The organism is Saprospiraceae bacterium (assembly GCA_026129545.1).
GTDB lineage: Bacteria > Bacteroidota > Bacteroidia > Chitinophagales > Saprospiraceae > M3007.
Genome location: JAHCHX010000001.1, coordinates 3147509 through 3169763, shown reverse-complemented (window position 1 = coordinate 3169763; position 22255 = coordinate 3147509). Strand labels below are relative to the sequence as shown.

21 protein-coding genes are annotated in these 22255 nt (G+C 50.5%); 11 read left to right on the top strand and 10 right to left on the bottom strand.

The genetic code is table 11. The features are described 5' to 3' along the window. Window positions 1-161: 161 nt before the first annotated feature. Window positions 162-1406: an HD family phosphohydrolase gene (locus KIS77_12350; protein ID MCW5923133.1), complete on the top strand. Its 1245-nt coding sequence runs from the start codon at window positions 162-164 to the stop codon at window positions 1404-1406. Window positions 1407-1576: 170 nt separating this feature from the next. Continuing rightward, the gene (locus KIS77_12345) at window positions 1577-2305 is read left to right on the top strand and encodes a polyprenol monophosphomannose synthase (protein ID MCW5923132.1); all 729 of its coding nucleotides are present in this window, start codon (window positions 1577-1579) and stop codon (window positions 2303-2305) included. Between the two features lie 3 nt (window positions 2306-2308). Here KIS77_12345 and KIS77_12340 read toward each other — a convergent pair whose 3' ends face one another. Continuing rightward, window positions 2309-3418, bottom strand: a complete 1110-nt coding sequence (locus KIS77_12340; GenBank protein ID MCW5923131.1) for a hypothetical protein — start codon at window positions 3416-3418, stop codon at window positions 2309-2311. 88 nt (window positions 3419-3506) lie between these two features. Here KIS77_12340 and KIS77_12335 point away from each other — a divergent pair, with 88 nt between their 5' ends. Next, window positions 3507-4034: a peptide deformylase gene (locus KIS77_12335; GenBank protein MCW5923130.1), complete on the top strand. Its 528-nt coding sequence runs from the start codon at window positions 3507-3509 to the stop codon at window positions 4032-4034. An 85-nt stretch (window positions 4035-4119) separates the two neighbouring features. Here KIS77_12335 and KIS77_12330 read toward each other — a convergent pair whose 3' ends face one another. The 9 genes from KIS77_12330 to KIS77_12290 form a co-directional block, all read right to left on the bottom strand. Further along, window positions 4120-5274 carry a J domain-containing protein gene (locus KIS77_12330; GenBank protein ID MCW5923129.1) on the bottom strand — a complete coding sequence of 385 codons (1155 nt, stop codon included), beginning with the start codon at window positions 5272-5274 and terminating at the stop codon, window positions 4120-4122. A gap of 113 nt (window positions 5275-5387) precedes the next feature. Next, the gene (locus tag KIS77_12325) at window positions 5388-5876 is read right to left on the bottom strand and encodes a hypothetical protein (protein MCW5923128.1); all 489 of its coding nucleotides are present in this window, start codon (window positions 5874-5876) and stop codon (window positions 5388-5390) included. Between the two features lie 156 nt (window positions 5877-6032). Further along, complete coding sequence (locus KIS77_12320; protein ID MCW5923127.1) at window positions 6033-8459, bottom strand: ABC transporter permease; 2427 nt, start codon at window positions 8457-8459, stop codon at window positions 6033-6035. A gap of 159 nt (window positions 8460-8618) precedes the next feature. Then, window positions 8619-10052, bottom strand: coding sequence for a Gfo/Idh/MocA family oxidoreductase (locus tag KIS77_12315; protein MCW5923126.1), 1434 nt, complete (start codon window positions 10050-10052; stop codon window positions 8619-8621). A 113-nt stretch (window positions 10053-10165) separates the two neighbouring features. Next, window positions 10166-11170 carry a tryptophan--tRNA ligase gene (gene trpS, locus KIS77_12310; GenBank protein ID MCW5923125.1) on the bottom strand — a complete coding sequence of 335 codons (1005 nt, stop codon included), beginning with the start codon at window positions 11168-11170 and terminating at the stop codon, window positions 10166-10168. 21 nt (window positions 11171-11191) lie between these two features. Continuing rightward, entirely contained in the window at window positions 11192-11578 is a 387-nt protein-coding gene (locus KIS77_12305; protein MCW5923124.1) for a Rid family detoxifying hydrolase, read from the bottom strand. A 139-nt stretch (window positions 11579-11717) separates the two neighbouring features. Then, window positions 11718-11921, bottom strand: a complete 204-nt coding sequence (rpmF, locus tag KIS77_12300) for a 50S ribosomal protein L32 (GenBank protein ID MCW5923123.1) — start codon at window positions 11919-11921, stop codon at window positions 11718-11720. 100 nt (window positions 11922-12021) lie between these two features. After that, entirely contained in the window at window positions 12022-12540 is a 519-nt protein-coding gene (locus KIS77_12295) for a DUF177 domain-containing protein (GenBank protein ID MCW5923122.1), read from the bottom strand. Between the two features lie 90 nt (window positions 12541-12630). Continuing rightward, on the bottom strand, window positions 12631-12819 hold the full coding sequence (locus KIS77_12290) for a T9SS type A sorting domain-containing protein (protein MCW5923121.1): 189 nt from the start codon (window positions 12817-12819) through the stop codon (window positions 12631-12633). 615 nt (window positions 12820-13434) lie between these two features. Between KIS77_12290 and KIS77_12285 the strand changes: the two genes are divergently transcribed. From KIS77_12285 to KIS77_12250, 8 genes are all read left to right on the top strand, one after another. Further along, window positions 13435-13692 carry a hypothetical protein gene (locus KIS77_12285; GenBank protein ID MCW5923120.1) on the top strand — a complete coding sequence of 86 codons (258 nt, stop codon included), beginning with the start codon at window positions 13435-13437 and terminating at the stop codon, window positions 13690-13692. A gap of 1 nt (window position 13693) precedes the next feature. After that, entirely contained in the window at window positions 13694-14110 is a 417-nt protein-coding gene (locus KIS77_12280) for a PadR family transcriptional regulator (protein MCW5923119.1), read from the top strand. Window positions 14111-14234: 124 nt separating this feature from the next. After that, window positions 14235-16445: a DUF2807 domain-containing protein gene (locus KIS77_12275; GenBank protein MCW5923118.1), complete on the top strand. Its 2211-nt coding sequence runs from the start codon at window positions 14235-14237 to the stop codon at window positions 16443-16445. Window positions 16446-16887: 442 nt separating this feature from the next. Continuing rightward, a complete protein-coding gene (locus KIS77_12270) occupies window positions 16888-17814 on the top strand; it encodes a TraB/GumN family protein (protein ID MCW5923117.1) in 927 nt (308 codons plus the stop codon). Window positions 17815-17848: 34 nt separating this feature from the next. Then, window positions 17849-18316, top strand: a complete 468-nt coding sequence (locus KIS77_12265; GenBank protein ID MCW5923116.1) for an OmpA family protein — start codon at window positions 17849-17851, stop codon at window positions 18314-18316. 302 nt (window positions 18317-18618) lie between these two features. After that, a complete protein-coding gene (gene ahcY / locus KIS77_12260) occupies window positions 18619-19935 on the top strand; it encodes an adenosylhomocysteinase (protein ID MCW5923115.1) in 1317 nt (438 codons plus the stop codon). A gap of 346 nt (window positions 19936-20281) precedes the next feature. Continuing rightward, window positions 20282-20914 carry a sterol desaturase family protein gene (locus tag KIS77_12255; GenBank protein ID MCW5923114.1) on the top strand — a complete coding sequence of 211 codons (633 nt, stop codon included), beginning with the start codon at window positions 20282-20284 and terminating at the stop codon, window positions 20912-20914. Between the two features lie 74 nt (window positions 20915-20988). Beyond that, complete coding sequence (locus tag KIS77_12250; GenBank protein MCW5923113.1) at window positions 20989-22224, top strand: pyridoxal phosphate-dependent aminotransferase family protein; 1236 nt, start codon at window positions 20989-20991, stop codon at window positions 22222-22224. The last annotated feature ends 31 nt before the right edge of the window (window positions 22225-22255 follow it).

The following is a 22255-nucleotide window of genomic DNA, read 5'->3' as shown; positions in this document are numbered from 1 at the left end:
GAGCGAAAACAACAACGAAAACGAACTTGGTAAACGATTACCTTTGCCCCCCAACATATACTTCACGCCTTAGATTTTCAGCATGATTGAAGTCGCTACCCCATAAAATAAAGGGGAGCAGTCGGGGGCATCTGGAAAATCTTGGCGAATCATGGTGTAAAATGAACATGATGTCTCAAGAACAACTCCTACACGAAACGGAGCAGTACATTCAGGATTATTTCGCCAAACACATCTCGCCGGAGCATGTATTTCACGACCTTGAACATACGGCGCAGACCGTCGCGGCGGCGCGTGTCATTGGCGAGGGATTCAAGATAAGCGAACGGGATATGTTGCTGTTGTTGCTGGCGACGTGGTTTCACGACACAGGTTACTCGGAAGGCCCAAAAGACCATGAAGAGCGCAGCTGCCACAATGCCGACCATTTTTTGCGCGGCAAAATTTCCGATGCCGAGCTTGCCATCGTGATGGGACTCATCAGGGCCACCAAAGTGCCGCAGAAGCCGCAAACGCTCTTGGAGCAAATCATCTGCGATGCCGACCTGAGCCATCTCGGCATGGAAACATACTGGGACCGTACCGGAAAATTTCGTCAAGAGCTCATCCTCGCCCGCAAAACCGTGATGAGCGAACAAGATTGGCTGGATTTTGAAATCAATTTCATGCTCAATCACAGCTACCACACCACCGTGGCGGACGAACTGTTCAACAAGCGCAAAGCCAAGCACATCAAACAACTTATCAAACAAAAAAGGCGGCTCAACCCCAATGCCACCACCATGGAGGAACTCGCCTTGCTCGACGACAAAGACAAGGAAACCGAAATCTCCAAAATTCTCAAAGAAAGCGAAAAAGAGCTGAAACACGCCCGCATGGGCCGTGGCGTGGAGACCATGTATCGAACCACCTACCGCACCCATACCAACCTGAGCGCGATGGCGGATAGCAAGGCCAACCTGATGCTGTCGGTGAACGCGGTCGTCATCTCCATTTTGGTCAGCAGCCTCATTCCGAGGCTGATGGAGTCCGGCACACTCGACCTTCGGCTCGCTATTCCAACCAGCCTGCTCACGTTGACCTGCCTGGGCTCCATGATTTTTGCGACACTAGCCACGCGCCCCAAAGTAACAGAGGGAAAGGTGACGCGAGAATCCATAAGGCAGCGCAAGGCCAACTTGCTCTTTTTTGGAAATTTCTACAACATGCCGCTTGAGGATTTTCAGTGGGGGGTCAACGAAATGCTCAAAGACTCTGATTTTCTCTACAGCTCCATGAGCCGCGACCTTTACTATTTGGGGATCGTGCTGGCGCAGAAGTACCGTTATTTGAGCATCTGCTACAACATTTTCATGTACGGTCTCATTATCTCGGTAGCAGCGTTCGCTATCGCATTTGTCGTTTAAATACTCGTTGTTCCCTGTCCGGCCATTGGGGCGGAGTTGTTTATTGTTTGTTGTTCCTCATGGTGTTTGCGGTTGTTTTTTAAAAAAAATCCGTTTCATGTTTTTTCAGAAACAATGCAACCAACACCGAGTAAAAACGAACAACGAACGACAAGAACAAACAACTAAAAATGTCCGCACTCGTCATAATACCCACCTACAACGAACGCGAAAATGCTGAAGCCATCATCCGGGCAGTATTTGAATTGCCCGAATTGTTCCATGTCCTCATAGTGGACGACGGCTCGCCCGATGGCACGGCCCAAATTGTGCGCGACCTGCAAGTCGCGTTTAAAGAGCGCCTGCACTTGCTCGAGCGCCGCGGCAAGCTCGGCCTCGGCACGGCTTACATCGCAGGTTTCCGTTGGGGATTGGAGCGCGGCTATGAGTATTTTTTTGAAATGGATGCGGATTTCTCACACAGCCCAGCCGACTTGTTGCGCTTGCTGGCCAAAATCCGCGACGAGGGTGCCGACGTAGCCATCGGCTCGCGTTATTGTGCTGGCGGCAAGGTGCAGAATTGGCCCAAAGACCGCATCTTTCTTTCCTACGGCGCTTCGCTCTACACCCGCTGCATTCTTTGGATGCCTGTGTCGGACCCGACTGCCGGCTTCATCTGTTATCGGCGCGAAGTGTTGGAGACGATGGATTTGGATAAAATTCGCTTCATCGGCTACGCCTTCCAAATTGAGATGAAATATGCGGCTTATTCATTGGGCTTCAAAGTGAAAGAGGTGCCTATCACTTTTAAAGACCGCGAGAAAGGACAGTCGAAGATGTCGCTTCACATCATTCGAGAAGCCATATTGGGTGTGATGCAGATAAGATGGAGAGGAATGTTTGGCGGGTACGGAAAATGACCCCTACCTTTTCAACACTTCCACATCGAATCCCAACGCCCTCAATTTGTCCTCGCTCAATTCGTCAAGGCTCTTGATTTCTAGGACTTTCCCTTCTTTATTTTTAAAGGTCAGAATCACTTCTTCACGCGCTTCGGCGTTTTGCCGGGCGAGCTCGGCGTATGCGGCAAGGTCACTTGCTTGGCGGATAGCGGTGTTGAGTTGTTCGAGCGCAGCATGTTCCTTCATTTGAGCCTCGTGGAGGCGCTGCTGCATCTCGGTGGTGCGGATGATGTTGTCGCTGAGTGTTTTCTTTAGGTCCTCCACTTGGGCTTTGGCGGAGGCAAGCTCCTGTTCGCGGGCTTTTTTCTCTTCTTCGGCTCGCAGGGCTTCCATGCGGGCGCGTTCGGCTCTTTCGCGGCGGGCAATTTCCTCATTGTTGAGGAGGTCATTACAGTTGTGCAGAGAGAGAAGTTTCTCCAAACTCACCAAGTCAACAGAGACCACATAATCCAATTTGAATTGGTCGCTGCTGCTGAATACTTCTCCGCCAACGCTGAACACCACGCCGCTGACATCCGAATTGCCAACCACCTTTTGAAAGGCACGGGTGTAGACGGTCGTCAGTTTGGCCGAACGGATGTAATAAGTTTTTTGCCGGGTTTCAGGTGCCACGTTGGTGGCTGCGCGGCATATTTCCAGATAAGGAATATAGTCCTCCGGCAAAAAGGCATAGCCCACGTCAGTCAGGATAATTTCATAGACATTGTCCTTTTCTACTTTTGTGGAGGCAATGCTGTAAGAGCCATTCATTTTGAATCTTGAATCTATTTTGGCGCTGTATATCACGTCCGAAGTGGAGGTGGTGACGATGGGAGGACGGTCTTGCCGCACAAATCTGGTCAACACAGTCGTTTTGTTGCCGTCTATAAGCACCATGGTGCCAGCCAATTGGTCAATCTTGTGCACGAATCCCGACAGCCCTTTGATAAAAGTTCGCTGCTTGTAGGTGTCGGGCAAATCAAAGCCGAGGCTGACGGGAGTGAGCTTGATTTTTCTGGAAGGTTGGGCGGGCAATTGGAATAAACCCAACACGAAGGGTATGGCGATGCAGAGGCGAAGCAGTTGATTCATCGTTGAACAATAAATTTTGAGTGCCCAAAACGCAAAACTTGCTCCATAATTTCATCCAGATTTGATAAGCATTTCTAAAATTTCCGACATGGACATCTTGCTCGACGCACAAAGACTGGTTCCATCAAAGCACCTGTCCGATTTGCTTCTGCTTGGCGACTCACGCCTCTACGAATGCTGCGAACCCATCTTGGAAACCGAATTGACACTCTTGCCCCAAATCGCTGCTGACCTGCGTCAGGTAGTGATGGAGGTGCGAGCAAAATACCACTTCGGGCGAGGCATCGCCGCGCCGCAATTGGGTTACATGAAGAGGGTGATTTACATGGACGCAGACAGACCTCGACTGCTTATCAACCCATCTATCACCGACCGCAGTGCGGAGGTGTTCGAACTTTGGGACGACTGCATGTGCTTTCCTCATCTGCTGGTACGCGTGCAACGCCACCAACGCATCACGGTGACCTATCTTGACGAGCATTGGGAGCGCCAGTCGTGGATTGTGGAAAATGATTTGTCAGAACTCATTCAGCATGAGTGCGACCATTTGGAAGGAATACTGTGCACGATGAGAGCAGTAAACGAAAAAGCATTCAAGTGGAGACCACAAGCGTGATGTGTGAGTTATGCGCTCCCCCACAACGCGCCAATTGGCAACGAGACTGGCTAATAAAACCAAAGGGCATTGACCGGACGCGGCATCAGCGACCAAAGATTCCCATCATTTTCAGTAATTCAGGTGGAATGTCGTCAAAACTGTCTTCTTCTATATGATACGCTTTGACAAATTGCTTCAACCCCTTCACGGTTTGTATTCCCTCTATCGTGTTCCGCACCATTTTAGCATATCTTTTTTGTTCTCGCACATGTTGCTCTATTCGATAGTCCATGATGTAGGGGTCTGGATGATAGAGCATGGCGAACATATTTCCATTCATGTCGGGCGAACACATTTCCAACTCCATCTCCAATTCCTGCACTTGACGTTTTAATACATCATTGAAGTATTTGAGTTGACTTTCATTGAAGTCTGCGAATACATTGTTTCGTTCATTCAACAGGGTCATTTGTAGCTCCAGTAGTTTCAGGTGGTCGTTTGCTTCGTAGGCGACGGTGATTTGTTTCATGATTTCGGTTTTTTCAAGGCGTTTTTGTTCGTCGGGTTCTTTGTCGGGGTGGAAGTGTCGAATCAAGTCCACATAAATCTGTTTGGCAGTTTTGGCCACAGCCTCTTCTGCGGCTTTGCGCTTGGCCTCGGCGGCCAATTGGCTGTTGGTTTTTTTGCGCTGGTTGCGACGCGCTTCTCGCGCTCTTTCTTCGGCTTCAAATTCGGCCTGACGCGCCTCTATCTTTTCTTTCATTTTGGCAGGGTCATCAAAATCGCTGCCCTCAAAGTTGGTACCGAACATCTGATTGAAAAAATGCGAGGCCATGTCCTTCATTTCTTCATTTTCTATTTCCATTGCCTCGTCCCAAGATTCCTCATCGGGATTGTATTTTTCGTATAGCGCTTTTAACGTTTCGTCGTCATGATGGAAATGAGTTTGCAGCAGGCGCTCGATTTCTTGCGATATAATGGAGCAGAACTTTTCATATTGTTTCTCGGTCAACGAGGGGAGATGAGGATTGCCGTCAAGCGCCAGCACCAGCTCGCGGAGGGTGGCAATAGCCTCTTTTTCGGCTGGAGTGACGCGCTTTTCCCCGGTTTGTCGTAGTTTGAGGTCTTGTTCCTTTGTTATCTCAATTTCGTTGCGCAATTGCTCTATACGGCGCACATAGTTGTTGAAGCGTTTTTGTTCCTTGCTAAGCGGCTGGGAAGCTTGGGGGTTTTTGTTGATTTGCAATTGTTTGGACATGGAACACGGATTTTCTTGGTCAAAGGTACAAGAAGGTATTCCTGCTCCATTTCAAAGGGATAATTAATTTTTACCCTTTTAATCCAGTCTGTTCATGTCCCCTACTATTGCGTTTACGGGTTCATTTCTCCGGTGCGTTCCATGATTGTTGTCTCGTCGCCGCTGGGCGTGTGACGCACCAAGTGCCATTGGTCGGCATGGAGGCGAGTCCAAGTCATGGGTTCCAAACCGGGAGCCGTGGGGTCGAGCCGGATATCCTTCTCTCCAATCCATGTGACCACCCACTGGCGATGTTGGCCGTAGTAGAAGCGTCCGTTGTGCCATGTGAGCAGCAACGACATCATGTCGCCGTTGCCTTCCATGCGAATAATTTCCAGTGTTTGGTTGTTGTGAAACTGGAACGACTGTCGGACGGCCCGCCCCGCTTCTTCTCCTTTCCAAACACCTGCCAGCCAAGTCATTTTCGACAAATCAGAACGCTCGTATCGAGCGGCAGGGGTGTATTCTGGCAATGCAATAATGTCCGTGAGATTTTCGGGCAACGTGTTGTGGCAGGCTGCGGTCAGCAAGAGCGAAGAGATAAAGAGTAGGTAGCGTAGCATAGCGGAAAGATTTTGACAATAATGCTTTCACAGGTTTGGGCAATTCCGTTGCCAAGCGCACAAGTATTTTGTTTTCAACTGTTTGCAAATGGTAGTACGGCTCAAATATGCTCGAAAGCGGACAAGGGCGTTCGATTTCGGACATACCGGGTCCATTTATTCCGAGCGGAGCGAGCGCACGGGATTGGCTAACGCAGCACGCACGCTCTGAAAACCCACTGTTAGCAGCGCAACCAAAATAGCGGCGAACCCCGCTACTGCAAACATCCACCCCTCAATATGAATGCGATAGGCAAAATCCTGTAGCCACTGCTCCATCAAAAAATAGGTGAGGGGAAAGGCAATGACAAATGATGCCACCACAAGTTTTAGGTAGTCGCGTGTCAACAAAGAAGTGATGCTTGCAACGCTGGCACCAAGGACTTTGCGAATACCGATTTCCTTCACACGCTGCTCAGCGGTGAAAGTGACTAATCCAAGCAAGCCCAAGCAAGCGATAAATACAGCCAATCCAGCACCCAAGCCTGTCAGGCGGCTGAATCGCGTCTCTGACCGATACACTTGGGCAAACTGTTCGTCGGCCCATTTGTATTCGAAGGGTTTGTCAGTAACAACCGATTTCCACACGGTCGCTGCCTCGCTCAGGGTATGGGGTAGATTCTTGGTATCTACTTTTAGGCTGATGCTGTTGGCAAAATTGCTTGCCCGCACGCACACTGGTTCTATCTTGTGGCGCAGCGAGTTAAAGTGAAAATCTTTAAGCACGCCTACTACGGTACCATATTCTTGCTGCCATGCGATGGATATTTGCTGCCCCACAGCATTTTCGCCCCATCCGATGCGGCGGGCGAGTGCCTCGTTGATTAGATATTCGGAGCCGCGTTCAATGCCGTCGTGGGAAAAACCGCTCCCGGCCACGAGTTCCATACCATACAAGTTTACGAATTGGTTGTCGGCAGCAAGGCAAGGAATAGCGATATGCTCCATTTTCCCATCTTGTATGTAGCGCACTCCATTTTGTATGAATCCTTTACCCATTACTTGGTCCGAAATGGTGATTCCAATGACACCGGGTACCTTTTCTAATTTTTCTTTCAGCACTTGTCCTTTCATCATGTTCGACATGCCGAGGTCGAGCGTCACGATTTGCTCATTGGAGTATCCAAGGTCGGCATTCTGTAAAAACTGCATTTGGCGATAACATACGACCGTAGCCGCTATTAACGCGACTGCGATAGCGAACTGTCCTGTCACCAGAATGGGTATGAGCTTCTGCTTGCTTTTCAAGGTCAGTTTTTGACCGCACAAAACATGAGCAGGCCCCGTTTTTCCAATAAAAAATGCAGGGTAAGCACCAGCCAACACGCCTATCATCAATAGGCCAGTAATACCCATTATGAGAAAGGCGGGGTTGCTTAGGTGTTCCAATGCGGTAATTGGATAGTCAATATGCTGTAAAAAGGGGCGTGCAAAAACCATCAGTCCCGCAGCCAGTAGCAACGCCAACCCCGTTGTCAGCACCGACTCCACTAAGAATTGTGATACTACTGCTCGCCGACTGGCGCCGATTACTTTCCGAACGGCAATTTCTTTGGCCCTCCGCCCTGCCAAAATAGTGGATAGATTGGAATAGTTCACCGTCGCAATGAGCAGCACAAACAGACCAATGAATCCAAATATACGCAGGTATTGCCCGTCTAATGAGGCAAAATTGCTTATCTGGTCAGTCGAGACACCTTTAGAGCCGAGGTGAATATCGAGCAGCGGCTGCAACTGATGTGCTACTTGCTCTGAACCCTGCATTCGTGAGCGCAACGCCAAAGGAATTTGTTGTTCCAATGCGGCGCGGTCGGTTTGTTCCGAACGGAGCAAGAGGTAGGTCATGGTGGCCAATACATGCCAGTCGCGCACCAGTTCGGGGTTCCAAAAGGCCCAAAATGGCTTTTTGGTGCCTGAAAGCAACGCATCGAATTGCAAATGCGATTGGGTCGGCACATTTTCCAGTACGGCGCTAACGGTAAAATGCTCGGTCGTATCCTCTTGAGAATATGGGGATACATAGGTTTTGGAGAGCGTTTTCCCTAACGCTTCTGCGGTTTGGAAAATGTTTTCAGCGGTTTTTCGCGTCAGCACGATACTTTGAGGCTGGCTCAATGCCGTGGCTGGTTCGCCTTGCAAAAATTTGAAATCGAATAGTTGGAAAAATGTGCTGTCAGCCGCAAACACTTGTCGAATGGTTGCTTGATGCTCGCCATTTTGCAGAATGAAATCTTGGTCAATGGGCACCACTCGACAAAAGGCTTCTATCTCTTTTCCAAATGTTTCGGCCAAAAAAGGCCCCATCGGATAAGAAGAATATGGCATAGTGCTCTCACTTGCGCCGGGGTATTTCATCGTCGTATTGAGGCGGCAAATACGCTCCGACTTTGCGTGAAATCGGTCATAGGCCTTTTCGTGTCGGATAAACAGACCAATCAGCACACAAACGGCAATGCCCATTGACAACCCCAACAGGTTGATACTCGCCACGAAGCGTCGTTTTAGTAAGTTTTTGAGGGCAAGCACAAGATAGTTGTGTAGCATGATGGTATTGTCTTGATTGGCAAAGCCTAATGCTGTGGCTCATACCTTGTGCCGAAATGCTTGTGAGTTGATTGTCAGTTTTTTACTTGACAAAACCAAGCATTGGCGTGTCCGAAAGCGGACAAGCGTGTACGAGAATGTACGCTATATTTCAAAGTGTCATGTTGCCAACGACCAACCGTTGCGGTATTCTCTTCCCACAAACGCGTTGGCCTCCTCGAAGTTAGTGATGCGCAGGTTGGCGGAGTCCCATTCGAGCCGGACACGTCCCGGGTAGTCGTAAGGCGCCCAGGAAGTCGGCGTTTTTCCGGGTTTCAATTTTTTGAAATCGTAACAGCGCACGGCGAGGTTGCCAATCAGCAAAGCCTCCGTTAATGGCACGGCGTACTCAAACGGAGAGGAAGTTTTGCCCTTGCCTTTGCAAGCATCGGCCCATACCATTTGGTGCGAGGGCGCGGAATAGCGCGGCTCTGTTGGCTTTGGTTTTTTAAAATCCTTCATCTTCGACGTGGGCAACAGAGTAGCTTTGTCGCCAAATATGTTGCAGAGGATTTTGCCCTTTGTGCCCTCGAAGAGCACGCCGCCGTCCCAAGTGCCGAATGGTTCGTTGGCGCCTAATTCTGCTGGTCGCATGGGACGAACGCCACCATCGTACCAAAGCAGCTCGCAAGCGGGCATCTTGTTGCGGGCGGGAAATTCGATTCTGACAATAGAGGCTGGCGGGCAGCTATCTGGGTAGTCGGCTTCCTGAAAATCATTCGACCACACAGTGGCAGCACTGGCCTCCACAGCCGTTGGCACAGTGAGTTTGAGGGCGCGATAGACGGGGTCAATGAGATGGCACCCCATATCGCCCAGCGCACCGGTGCCAAAATCCCACCAGCCGCGCCAACCAAAGGGAAGATAGCGGGCGCTAAATGGGCGCTCTTTGGCAGGACCGAGCCAAAGGTCCCAATCAAGCTCGGAGGGGATGGATTCGCCGGGTGCGGGGGTGGGCACTCCCTGTGGCCATACAGGGCGATTGGTCCAGACGTGTACCCGACTGACCTTGCCAATAGCGCCCGCTTGCACCCATTCGGCCAATTCTGCATTGCAATCCATAGAGGCGCCTTGGTTGCCCATTTGGGTCACGACTTTGTATTTTCGAGCTGCCTCCAACAATGTCCGCGCCTCACGGATGTTGTGCGTCAGCGGTTTTTCCACATATACGTGTTTGCCTGCTTGCATGGATGCCAAAGTTGCCACGGCATGGGTGTGGTCTGGTGTCGAGATGACCACAGCATCAATGTCGCGCCCGGCGGCATCTAGCATTTTGCGAAAATCCTTGAAACGCGGCACATCGGGATACTGCTGGTATGTGTCGGCTGCACGGCGGTCGTCCACATCGCAAAAAGCGGCGAGCCTCTCGGTGCCTTTGAGTTTGCCGATGCTGTCGGCGGCCTTTCCTCCTGCACCAATGAAGGCGATATTAAGGCGGTCGCTGGGAGGGAGGTGGCCTGTGCCGCCCAGCACATGACGCGGCACGATGGTGAAAGCGATGGCGGCTTTAGCGGTGGTTTTCAGGAAGTTGCGGCGAGAGTGGCGCTTTTTCATGTAAAAAAAGTAGGTTGAAAATGTCGGGGGTAAATGTAGGCATTGGTTAGAAAAACAAAAGCGGCATACACCACGAGAGATGTATGCCGCTTGGGGATAAGCAAGCTATGTTGTTATTTCAACGAAGCCAATCCCGTCAGTTCTCTTACTTCGCGCATGGTCTGCTGTGCGCGTTTGCGGATTTCGGCACTGCTTTCTTGAATTTGTGCCTTCACGTTGCGCTTATCGGCTTGCAAGGTGGCCAATCGTTCGCGGAGCGGGTTGACTAATCCAGCCACCGAGCTGGCCACCTCTTCTTTCAAGTCACTATATTTCAATGTGCCCGCGTGGTAGTCAGCCATAAGACTTTGGAAGGCCGCCATATTGCCACAAGCGCGGAGGAGCTCAAACAAATTCTGCACGCCGGGACTCATTTCTCCGGCCTTCGTTTCGCCAGTATCTGTCACCGCTGACTTGATTTGTTTTCGTATACGGTCTTCTTCCCCAAAAAGATTGATGTAGTGCTTTTCGCCGAGGCTCTTGCTCATCTTTTTGCTGGGGTCGGCAGGAGAAAGTATTTTAGGGGTTTCGGTAAATAAAGGCTCTGGATGAATGAAATACTCCTTTCCGAATTGGTGATTGAAACGTTGAGCGATGTCGCGCGAAAGCTCAAGGTGCTGCTGCTGGTCTTTACCAATCGGCACATAGTCAGCATGATATATCAGAATGTCCGCTGCTTGCAGCACGGGGTAAACAAATAGACCAGCGCCCACGAAAACATCTTGTCCACTTCTTTCCTCCAATTGCTTGCTCTTGTCTTTGAACTGCGTCATACGGCTCAACTCACCGTAAGATGTAAGGCAACTCAGCACCCAAGAGAGCTCCGCGTGTTCTGGCACGAGGCTTTGGATGAAGAGGTTCTCCGGTTTGATGCCACAGGCCAAGAGGTAGAACGCCATTTTCCAAGTGTTTTCGCGAAGCGTTTCGGCTTTGTAAGGCATGGTCATGGAATGGTAATCCACCACGCCGTAGGTGCATTGATAGTTTTCTTGCAGGCGTACCCAGTTTTGCACCGCTCCAAAGTAGTTGCCTAGGTGAAGGTCGCCAGTGGGTTGGATACAAGAAAGGACGTTTTTCATACTTGTTTGATGTTGAAGCGTTTAGGCCAACGATGCGACCACGGAGATTTCGATGTTTACGAATTTGGGTAATTCTACCACTTGCACCAACTCTCGCGCAGGGGCAAAAGATGGCTCGAAGAATTCGCCATAAACAACATTGATGCGGCTGAATTGATTGATGTCGCGCACGAAGACCGTGGCTTTCAGCACATGCTTGAGGCTTGACCCAGCCGCATCCAGTATCGCTTTCACGTTGTTCAGCACTTGGCGCGTTTCAAGTTCTATGTCGTCGAGCACGAGTTCGCCAGAGCTTGGCTCGATTGCAATCTGGCCTGAAACATAGAGCAGGCCGTTGAACGCAACCGCTTGGTTGTAGGGGCCGATGGGCATCGGGGCAGCGGGAGTGTTGATGATTTGTTTCGACATGGATAACTTGATGAAATTGAAACTGGGTTGACAGTGTGCTGCTCGTGTCAGCCTTTGTGTAAATAAACAGAAAAAGCCCCATCGCCCGACAATCGGGACTGGAGCCTCCTCAAAAACTGGGCGCTTGAAAACTTGTCGCTTATGCTTCCGCCTCCGAGCGTTGCTTGCCCGGCACCAACACCTGCCCGCGATAGTACAGGTCTCCGTCCACTTTGTAGGCGTGGTGGAAAAGATGTTGCTCGCCAGTAGTCTTGCAAATCGAGACGTTGGGCGCTTCCAATTTGTAGTGTGTGCGGCGGGCGCGCTTACGACGCTTCGAGTGCCGCCATTTAGGATTTGGCATGACCTATTTCGTTGTTCGTTGTTCATCGTTTGTCTGCATGGTCAAGCCATTCAGACGAGGTTGTCAATTCAACCTCCGCGAATCAACACGTGGTAATTAACTAATTATCATCAATTCCTTTGAGCGCATCCCACACGGCGTTGGGTTTTTGCTCGTCGGATTCTTTCTTCAAAAATTTCAAGACATCAAAGTTGCAAGGCGGATTCGGCTCACTCTGACAGTCATAGGTGTTTGTTATGGGCAGTGCAAGCACCGTGAATTCGTAGAGGTACTTGGCTACATTGAACTCCGATGCTTCCCTGTGGATAAACACCACCTCGTCTTCTTCCTCGCCTTCATCTTCGCCATATTTCACAATGAGTTGCTTTTCGCTCTCTAAGGGCAAATCAATCATCGCCGTGCATCTGTCACATTCCACTCTTGTATGCCCCCTCAGTTCAAAATCAAGGATGAGCATATCTGGCCGTTTGTCAAGTTGCAAATCGAATTGGATTTCGCCTTCATGGACGGGAGAATCCTCAAAATGGCGGAAAAACGCGCTGTCAATCAAAAACTTGAAGTGATGTATTCCAATTTTTAGACCCTGAATTGGGATGGAATACGCTTTAAATGCGTTCATTTCCGCTTCTGTTTTGCAAATCGGGCGGCAAAAGTATGACGCTTCGCTTAAATGGCAAAGCAAGTTTTGAAGATTCAGAGAAAAAAAGTTTCAATGCTGAACGGCGACTCTGTGGGTGACAACTTTCCCATTTTCCAAGCGGCATCGAAAAAAGTACAGCCCGGGGGAGAGGTTCGGCGAATGCCTATTTGCCCCGGCCGTGAATGACGTTTGATGGACGAATTTCCCTTCTACGGTAAAGATGCTGAGCATCCCCCCATTTGATGCTTTCAAAAACATAAAGTCATACGCCGGATTTGGCACAACGAACACCTCCGCTTGGGTTTTTTCGGGCGATTAGGCAAATTTAGCCAACTATCCAGATGTTTTCTCGGAATTTTAGAGCATTTGGCTTTTGTGCCAGTACTGGCATTTCCCACGCCTATCGGATGCCAACGTCTCGGCAAGGTTGGTGCCGACATTTGCTCAAGCTTTCTCGCCCTGCAATACAAACGTCGCAACCGACGCGGCACGAGTCCATCATCGGTGCATATTGTTTGAGTCTTCGGCACGTTCATCTCCCCAACGCCAAAGCGTGTGTCTCTTTTTAAAAAATTTTGTAAAAACTTAGCGTGCCTCCCGACCCCTCCCCGAGTGGAGGGGTCAGCACGAACGGCTATGTTTTTTAAAAAAATTTTTTTAAGAAAAGTTATCTCCTAAAAAACTGAAAATCAAAAAATTAACATCAAGCAAGGTAGTTTCCTAAAAAAATATTTTTGCTAAAATAGGTTCTATGTATTGCAAGGTATTGTCCCTTGCCATATTTTTGTTCCATGAAACAAGGACATTGCCTCTCCAGCTTGCGCTGAGTTGAGGAGCAGGTTGGGGTCGGGGCGACAATTTTTCTGATAAGCTATGAATGCAAAATTGAAACACATCATCTTCTTTTTGGCCGTCGTGTCGCTTGCAATCACGGCTTGCGGCGGCGGTGCTGCAAAACCCTTTAGCGGGCTGGACGTATCGCTATTGCCAGTCGGCTTGCCTGCACTGCACGAGACAGGGGAAGTATTGGAAGTCAATGAGCCGGGTGTCCGAACATACAAAAGGCTCAATCAGGCTGTCGAAACCGAGCAGTCGGTAATCATTAATCAAAATCCAGCAAATCAACAATAATATGGATCTGGAAAATGCGAAAGCTCAAATGCGGAAAGGCGTGCTCGAAATGTGCGTCTTGGCGGTCATCTCAGAGGGCGAGACCTATCCGCCGGAAATCATGAAACGGTTGGAATGGACCAACCTAATCGTGAAGGAAGGCACCTTGTACCCTCTGCTGATTCGACTAAAAAACGATGGGTTGGTGGACTATATCTGGCGCGAGGGTGAAAAAGGCCCTCCACGCAAATACTTCACCGTGTCCGAGCAAGGGCTTCAATTTTTGACTGAATTGACCGAAGGCTGGCATCAGCTGGTACACTCCGTCAACCAAACCCTGAAAGGTAGCGCTGCTGCCCCCGCGGAAAACGAACGCAAACGCAAAATGGAGGCTCCTCCCAAGCCCCTCAAAATCGAGCCATTGCCGCCCGATTCGTAACGGGTTGAGCTGCCGGGCCGATTGCCCAAATCTCCAACCCGGCAACCCAACCAATTGCCCCGTCTGAGCGAGTCAATCGCACAGGCGGGTAAAAAAACAAGTCACCGTTCAACCGACTTAAACAATGAATAAAATACTCAATATCAATCTCGGAGGATACGCACTCACGATTGACGACGATGCCTACGAATACCTCTTGTCTTACCTTGAAAGCATCCGAAAACGATTCAGCGAAAGCGAAGGGCGCGACGAAATCGTGCACGATATAGAATCGAGGTTGGGCGAAATCATCACTCAAAACATGGGTACCCGCACCATTGTCATGTTGCCCGACGCGGAGGCTGCCGTGGAGGTAATGGGCAAGCCCGAAGACTTTGGCGGCGAGCCGACTACTGAAGGTAGTGGTGGCGGCGCAGAGCGTTCCGGCACAGCGGGTAGCGGCAACCGCGCTAAGAAACAAACCGTGAAAACGGGCAAGCGGCTGTTCCGCGACGAGGAAGACACAGTGGTAGGTGGTGTCTGCTCTGGCTTATCTGCATACTTTGGCATGCACGACCCCGTGTGGATGCGCTTGATTTTTGTGTTGCTCACTTTTCTCTCCGCAGGCTTCTGGATGCCAGCCTATCTGCTTCTATGGATTCTTGTGCCACCCGCCAAGACTGCTGCCGACCGCTTGGCCATGCGTGGGGAACCGATAAACGTGGACAACATTGCAAAGGAAATCGAGGATAGTTTCGAGCGGCTAAGCACAAAGGTCAACGAGTTGGGGGCGGAAAAAAAAAGCGCGGGCGGAAGTGACAAAAGCTTTGGCAACGCCGTATCGAACGGAGTCTCCGTCTTAGGGCAGATGTTTGGGTTTGTCGTGCGTTTCATCTCCAAGTTTGGTCTCGCCATAGCCGCTATAGTTGCCATAGCCTTGTTTGTTGGGTTAGCTGTGTCGTGGGTGGCTGGTATATGGGGCTTGTTTGTGGCTGCGCCATTCGTCGAGTATTTCAGTCCATTCTCTGGCAGCGTCACTTGGCTGGGCTTTGCCAATATGTTTTTCTTGTTGGGTATTCCGATACTGAGCGTGGCCTTAATGTTTGTTCGTGCTTTGTTCAAGGTACGCACCCCCAGTTGGTTGCAAGGCGGGCTTTGGGTTTTTTGGTCAATCAACCTCATATCGGCAGTCATGCTGCTCGCCGTTGCCTCCAAAAATTACCGCTCTGGTGGAAGCTCTACCAAGACTTATGACTTGTCTGGGCTGCCTTCTGACACTTTGCGCGTGGAAGGTATCGCTCCATCTGCCCGTGGCATGGAATCCTTTGGTTGGTTTGACGAGGGCGACGGTTTTTCATTCGACGATGGCCAATTCAACATGAAAGGCTTGGTAGAAGTGCGCGTGCGCAAAAGCGACGATGGCAGGTTTCGCTGCACCCAAATCAGTCGCTCAAGAGGCTCCTCAAGCCGGGATGCAGCTTCCAATGCCGAACAGATTTCTTTCCCGGTCGAAATTGTGGGCAACACCCTAAAAATACCCACAGCATTCGGCATACCAAGTGGCCAAAAATGGCGAGGGCAACGCATCCGATTGAATATCGAATTGCCAGTAGGCAAAAGCATCGTGTTCGATGACAAAATATACAGGCATTCCGCCGCTGAATTGGACGAGTACTCCAAAGACAACGAGCGCAACTACATCTCCCGCTCGCCGGAAAAAGTATTCCGCATGACTCATCGGGGGCTGGTCTGCACAGGTTGCCCCCAATTCGGAGACCGCGACTACAGCAGCAGCGATGAATACTACGAACATTTCATCCTAGAGGGCGATTTCGAGACGGAGATGCGCAAAGGAGATGAATTCAAAATTCGCTTCGAGGGACCTGCCGATGCCATCGAAAAAATTCGGACAGGTCGAAAATTGACACTAAGCAAAAAAAGAGGGACATCAGGCGTAAAGGTTTTCATCGAGTCGCCTGTGATGACCTCGATAGTGGCAGACAACGCGGGCGACATCGTGATTCGTGGCTTTGAAGAGGACGACGCATCCATCACAATAACGGGCAATAGCCGCGTGAAGGCATATTTGGATGTGGCCGATCTGCTCAATGTTTCGCTCAGTGGCAAATGCTCATTAGAGCTGGTCGGAGAAGGGGGCCGAATGGACGTCAGCCTGAACGATGGGGCCTCGTTGGAGGCCGTGAACTGGCGTGCCAGCAACGTGGAAATCACGGCATCGGGCAGCTCGAAGGCACGCCTCTTTGCCAAGGAAGAAGCCGTCGTCATTAACGACGCTGGCAGTCAGGTAAAAGTGGATGGAGGAGCAAAAATTCGGAATGCGCGGTACGAAAATTAAAAGAAACCAACACGCTCGAAAACCAACAAGCAGACAGGACTCGTAGGTATCGTCAAATACTTGCGAGTCCTTTTCTTTTTGAAATACGCCTCGCGCCGTCAAGTTTTGAGCATGGCAAAAAGCACAATCTGCTCAAAATCAAGGAAAGCAATCTTGTTCGTCTGACAAATCCTATTGAATCAAGGCATACGTTCATCAATAGAGAGTGATACATCCGTGAGACCGGAAAATTTGAGACAGCGCCTCGAACGAGAGGCGCTGTTTTTGTTTTTCTCTGTATGCTGACTTGTTTTTCCTCAACTTTGCAACGCCAACATTTTTGAGAAATGGCGGTTTTACACCATGATTCGCCATGATTTTTCAGATGACAGCGATTTTGAACAAATAGCGATTTCGGTCATCCTAAAAGTAGTGGCAGCGCAAATTCGTTGAAAAAGTAAACATGAAAAAATACCTGTTTTGGTTGTTGCCGGCGCTAGTCGGCGTGGGTTGTGCCACCTCCAAAAAAGCCGTTTATCATCCTGAAAAAATCGTTCCAGACGAAAAGTCCTTGGTTTGGAAAATCAGCGGAAACGGCCTTAAAAAACCATCCTACCTCTACGGCACCATTCACCTCATTCCGAAAAGCGAATTTCAGTTCCCACCTGCTGCTCGCGAGGCGCTGGACAACGTGAGGCGCGTGGCTTTTGAGATAGACATGAAAGAAATGACCAATTTTCGGACACAAATCGGTCTAATGAGCAAGGCATTCATGGCTGGCGGCAAGACACTAAAAGACCTGTTGCCTGCTGATGACTACGACTATGTTAAAGATAAAATGAAGGAAAAGGGGCTGCCGGGCGGTATGTTTGAGCGCATGAAACCGATGTTTCTCAGCACACTCTTCTCCTCCGACGATGATAGTGGCGCGGCAACAAATACCCGGATGACTTCCGTAGAGATGGAACTCTACCGCATGACCCGTCGCCGCAAGCTCGAGACCGCCGGCTTGGAGACGGCGACCTATCAAATGGCGATTTTTGATAGCATCCCCTACGAAACGCAGGCCAAGATGTTGGTGGAAAGCTTGCGCACGGCCGAGGACAATCCGAGTGGCGAAAATGAGTTGGCAAAAATGCTCAAACTCTACCGCGACCAAGACATCGGCGCCATGCAAGCCATGATTGGCGATGCTCAATACGGCATGGGGGGCTATGAGGACATTCTTTTGAAGAATCGCAACCACAATTGGATCCCCATCATGGGGCGTATGATGCGGGAAACACCCACACTTTTTGCCGTCGGCGCCGGGCACTTGGGGGGCGAACATGGGGTGGTGGCACTTCTCCGACGCGAGGGGTACAGGGTGGAGGTGGCTCCAGAGGAGTGAGAGAGAACAAATCTGGAGAACCGTTTGCAGCAAAATGGCGGCATTCTGCACCCTTTTGAAATCTTTTTTCGACAGCCCCGAACTTTGCGAAAAATATAAAGTCAATCCCAACATAAAGCTGCCTCCCGCAAAATCTGGCGAAACCGCCATCCTGCGAGACCTCTTTTTTGTTGGCGACCAAGACATCCTGCTGAAAGCCTCCGAGCCAGCGCTTCCCAAAGTCCTCAGATTCATGCAAATGAACCCCGATTTGAAAGTGGGAATAGCCCGACATATCAACGGCCCGGGCCTTGATATGCCGAAAGAGCCGGAGTGGCGCAGAAGCCTGTCGGAGCGACGCGCCAAGCGTATCTATGATTCTTTGCTAAACAATGGCATCCCCGCCAAGCGCCTGACCGACAAAGGCTATTTGAACACGCAAATGCTCTTTCCAAAACCTAAGCCCCCCGAAGAATCGGAACAAAACAGGAGAGCCGAGATAAGGGTATTGGAAGGCAATTGACGCGGTGTTGGCAAGTTTTTTGTCAAAACCTTTTCACTGTTCAACCATGCTTCGCGTGGTCAAGTTTTCGACAAGGTGGACATCGAAATCCAATTAAGGCCGCGCTCATCCTTAATTCCTCGTTAATCCGGGTATAAATCGTCGCGCAAACCAAGCCTAACGGCAAACAATTCCCTACCTTTGCACTTCTTTTTCGACAACCAAACCGAACGATGTTTTGTTTGGGCGTTTTGATTCGCCCAACCACGAAATAATTGCCTCCCCATCACATCATTTATCACACTAAAATCATTTTCAAAAAAATGGCTGTTGCTACCGAAACTCGCCCCGCTTACAAAGTAAAAGACATTGCCCTTGCCGATTGGGGCCGCAAAGAAATTCAACTTGCCGAAGCCGAAATGCCGGGTCTCATGGCCTTGCGAGAAGAATTCGGCACAAGCAAGCCCCTGAAAGGCGCTCGCATCGCAGGCTGCCTCCACATGACCATCCAGACCGCCGTCCTGATTGAAACATTGGTCGAGCTCGGTGCAGAAGTATCTTGGTCGTCGTGCAACATCTTTTCCACGCAAGACCATGCCGCCGCCGCCATTGCTGCCGCTGGCATCCCGGTTTATGCTTGGAAAGGCATGAACGCCGAAGAATTTGACTGGTGCATCGAACAGACCTTGTTTGCCTTCAAAGACGGGAAACCACTCAACATGATTCTCGACGATGGCGGCGACCTGACCAATATGGTGCTCGACCAATACCCCGAACTCGTGCAAAACATTCGCGGCATTTCAGAGGAAACCACCACCGGCGTTCATCGCCTCTACGAGCGAGTTGCCAAAGGCACCCTGCCACTCCCTGCCATCAATATCAACGACTCCGTCACCAAGTCGAAATTTGACAACAAGTACGGTTGCAAGGAAAGCCTTGTGGACGCGATTCGCCGCGCCACCGACATCATGATAGCCGGAAAAGTGGCAGTAGTGGCTGGCTACGGCGACGTGGGCAAAGGCTCCGCCGCTTCGCTGCGCGGCGCGGGTGCGCGTGTCATCGTCACCGAAATCGACCCGATATGCGCGCTTCAGGCAGCAATGGACGGGTTTGAGGTGAAGCGCATGGAAAATGCCATCCCGCGCGCCAACATCATCGTGACCGCTACCGGCAACTGCGACATTGTGACCGAAAAACACTTCCGCATGATGAACGACAAGACCATCGTGTGCAACATCGGGCACTTCGACAATGAAATAGACATGGCTTGGCTGAACGACAACTTTGGTCAGACCAGAGTCAACATCAAGCCACAAGTAGATATCTACAACGTGGACGGCAACGACATTATCGTATTGGCCGAAGGGCGATTGGTCAATTTGGGTTGCGCCACAGGCCACCCCTCTTTCGTAATGTCAAATTCCTTTACCAACCAAGTATTGGCCCAAATCGAACTTTGGCAAAACGCGGACAAGTACGACAACCAAGTGTATATGCTGCCAAAACATCTGGACGAAAAAGTTGCACGCCTCCACCTTGCCAAAATTGGCGTGGAACTCGAAGAGCTGCGTCCCCACCAAGCAGAATACATTGGGGTCAATCCAGAAGGGCCTTTCAAGCCGGAATACTACCGCTACTAAGGTTCGGATAACATACTGAATGACACGGCGCTGTGAGGCAAACACCTTGCGGCGCCGTTCTTTTTGAGAAGGCACGGAACATCACTGAATTGTAATTTTTTTAAACGATTGTTTAATTTTTTTTTGACGCTAACAATCCATCCGCTGTGCAGCTTACCTTTATCCCGAAAATGCGAACGAACACGCCTGACACCTTACCAGACTAGCCATTTTTCGAGCCAAGTCCTTTTGCCGCAAACGCGCGGTGCAGGCACGAACCGGCTCCCAATCCTCCTTACAGTTTTTTTGCGGCGGAAAAAGACCCACGCGATTCTCCCATCCCTAATTGCTGCAAATCGTCTGACAAATGGCAATGAAAGAACAATCAAGAAAATTCATATCCAACTCGACCGAGTCCATCCGAATGTTTAAGGCCAGCTGGATGGAAGCGCTTTCCAAGGTACATTTTTCTGTGCCGCTTATCATCTATCTGCCCGTGATAGGCTGGTTGCTTTGGCAATGGCCGGGCAATTGGCTTACCCTGATGGGGCTGTTCCTCTTGGGTTTGTTCGCTTGGACCTTTGCGGAATATGTGTTGCACCGTTTTGTTTTCCATTGGATTCCTCCCGGTCGTTGGGGCGAGCGTCTTCATTTTATTTGGCACGGTGTGCACCATGATTATCCCAACGACCGTCTCCGCTTGGTGATGCCGCCAAGCGTGAGCATCCCCTTGGCTTTTTTGTTCTTTTTTGGCTTTCAGGCATTGCTGGGCAGGCCCGTCGTGTTCCCCTTTTTTGCGGGCTTCGTGGCAGGCTATCTTTGCTATGACACCATGCACTACGCAATACACCACCTCCGCTGGAATCATCCACTTTGGCAACGCATCAAGCATCATCACATGCTACACCATTATCAAGAAAATGACCGCGGGTTCGGTGTGAGCAATCCTTTGTGGGACTATGTGTTTCGCACAACCTTTAATTTGACCCGGAAAAAATAATCATCGGAAACGCCCTTCCCATTCAACTCAAACCTGCTGGTCTCCAAATTTCTTTCACCGTAACACAACAAGACATGAACCAACACCTACTCGACCGTGTGCGTCAATACACTGCACCAAAAGAAGTACGCGCCTTAGGATGGTACCCATATTTCCGTGAGATAGATTCCGAACAAGACACGGAGGTCATCATCAATGGAAATCCTGTTTTGATGTTTGGCTCCAACTCCTATCTGGGGCTTACCAACCATCCAAAAATCAAAGAAGCTGCCAAAGCGGCCACCGACCGCTACGGCACCGGCTGCGCCGGAAGCCGCTTCCTGAATGGCACCCTTCGCATCCACATCGAACTCGAAGAGATGCTGGCCGAACACCTCAAACAAGAGGCCGTGCTATTGTATAGCACAGGTTTTCAGTCCAACCTGGGCGCCATAGCGCCATTGGCGGGTCGCCACGACCACATCCTCATTGACGAGCGCGTGCACGCCTCCATCATTGACGCCACGCGGCTTTCGTTTGCCAAAGTGCAGAAGTTCCGCCACAACGACATGGAAGATTTGGAAAAAAAGATGTCGGCCATTGATGCTGCCGCCCTCAAATATGTCATCGTGGATGGCATTTTCAGCATGGAAGGCGACATTGCCAAACTCCCCGACATCGTGCGCATTGCGCGTCGGCACAATGCAGTGGTAGTGGTTGATGATGCCCACGCCATCGGGGTCATCGGCCAGAGAGGCATCGGCACTGGCTCACATTTTGGCCTGCTCGACCAAGTGGATATCCAGACAGGCACTTTCAGCAAATCACTGGCCTCGCTGGGCGGCTTCGTAGCTTCAAGCCGCGATGTCATCGAATTTTTGAAACACCACTCCCGAGCGCTCATCTTCAGCGCGAGCATGACACCTGCCGCAGCAGGCAGCGTGATGGCAGCCCTCGAAATCATGCGCGACGAGCCGGAACGCATGGAGCGTCTGTGGGAGAACACCAACTACGCGCTGGCCCGATTCCTTGAACTTGGCTTTGAGGTAGGGCCGAGCGAGTCGCCGATTATCCCGATTTATGTGCGCGACAACCTCAAAACCTTTGCTTATTCCACAGCCTGCTTCGAGTCGGGCGTGTTCATCAACCCGGTTGTGTCGCCCGCAGTGCCCAGCGCGGAATCACTCATCCGTTTCTCGCTGATGGCTACGCACAGCATAGAGCAAATTGACCGCGCCATTGACCGCATGTACAGCAATGCCGTGAAGCTTGGCATCATCGGCAGCGACCGCTCAGAAGCGCCAGTCGAAGTTTTTCAGACGCAGGTGTAATTCTTAAAAAACGTTGAGCATCAAATTCCTA

Coding starts and splice junctions, on each gene's coding strand:
- KIS77_12345 (MCW5923132.1), top strand. CDS start 1,577: ATGTCCGCACTCGTCATAATACCCACCTACAACGAACGCGAAAATGCT.
- KIS77_12325 (MCW5923128.1), bottom strand. CDS start 5,876: ATGCTACGCTACCTACTCTTTATCTCTTCGCTCTTGCTGACCGCAGCC.
- KIS77_12270 (MCW5923117.1), top strand. CDS start 16,888: ATGAAAAAATACCTGTTTTGGTTGTTGCCGGCGCTAGTCGGCGTGGGT.
- trpS (MCW5923125.1), bottom strand. CDS start 11,170: ATGAAAAACGTCCTTTCTTGTATCCAACCCACTGGCGACCTTCACCTA.
- rpmF (MCW5923123.1), bottom strand. CDS start 11,921: ATGCCAAATCCTAAATGGCGGCACTCGAAGCGTCGTAAGCGCGCCCGC.
- KIS77_12275 (MCW5923118.1), top strand. CDS start 14,235: ATGAATAAAATACTCAATATCAATCTCGGAGGATACGCACTCACGATT.
- ahcY (MCW5923115.1), top strand. CDS start 18,619: ATGGCTGTTGCTACCGAAACTCGCCCCGCTTACAAAGTAAAAGACATT.
- KIS77_12295 (MCW5923122.1), bottom strand. CDS start 12,540: ATGAACGCATTTAAAGCGTATTCCATCCCAATTCAGGGTCTAAAAATT.
- KIS77_12320 (MCW5923127.1), bottom strand. CDS start 8,459: ATGCTACACAACTATCTTGTGCTTGCCCTCAAAAACTTACTAAAACGA.
- KIS77_12290 (MCW5923121.1), bottom strand. CDS start 12,819: ATGTTTTTGAAAGCATCAAATGGGGGGATGCTCAGCATCTTTACCGTA.
- KIS77_12350 (MCW5923133.1), top strand. CDS start 162: ATGAACATGATGTCTCAAGAACAACTCCTACACGAAACGGAGCAGTAC.
- KIS77_12330 (MCW5923129.1), bottom strand. CDS start 5,274: ATGTCCAAACAATTGCAAATCAACAAAAACCCCCAAGCTTCCCAGCCG.
- KIS77_12280 (MCW5923119.1), top strand. CDS start 13,694: ATGGATCTGGAAAATGCGAAAGCTCAAATGCGGAAAGGCGTGCTCGAA.
- KIS77_12340 (MCW5923131.1), bottom strand. CDS start 3,418: ATGAATCAACTGCTTCGCCTCTGCATCGCCATACCCTTCGTGTTGGGT.
- KIS77_12315 (MCW5923126.1), bottom strand. CDS start 10,052: ATGAAAAAGCGCCACTCTCGCCGCAACTTCCTGAAAACCACCGCTAAA.
- KIS77_12335 (MCW5923130.1), top strand. CDS start 3,507: ATGGACATCTTGCTCGACGCACAAAGACTGGTTCCATCAAAGCACCTG.
- KIS77_12250 (MCW5923113.1), top strand. CDS start 20,989: ATGAACCAACACCTACTCGACCGTGTGCGTCAATACACTGCACCAAAA.
- KIS77_12305 (MCW5923124.1), bottom strand. CDS start 11,578: ATGTCGAAACAAATCATCAACACTCCCGCTGCCCCGATGCCCATCGGC.
- KIS77_12265 (MCW5923116.1), top strand. CDS start 17,849: ATGGCGGCATTCTGCACCCTTTTGAAATCTTTTTTCGACAGCCCCGAA.
- KIS77_12285 (MCW5923120.1), top strand. CDS start 13,435: ATGAATGCAAAATTGAAACACATCATCTTCTTTTTGGCCGTCGTGTCG.
- KIS77_12255 (MCW5923114.1), top strand. CDS start 20,282: ATGGCAATGAAAGAACAATCAAGAAAATTCATATCCAACTCGACCGAG.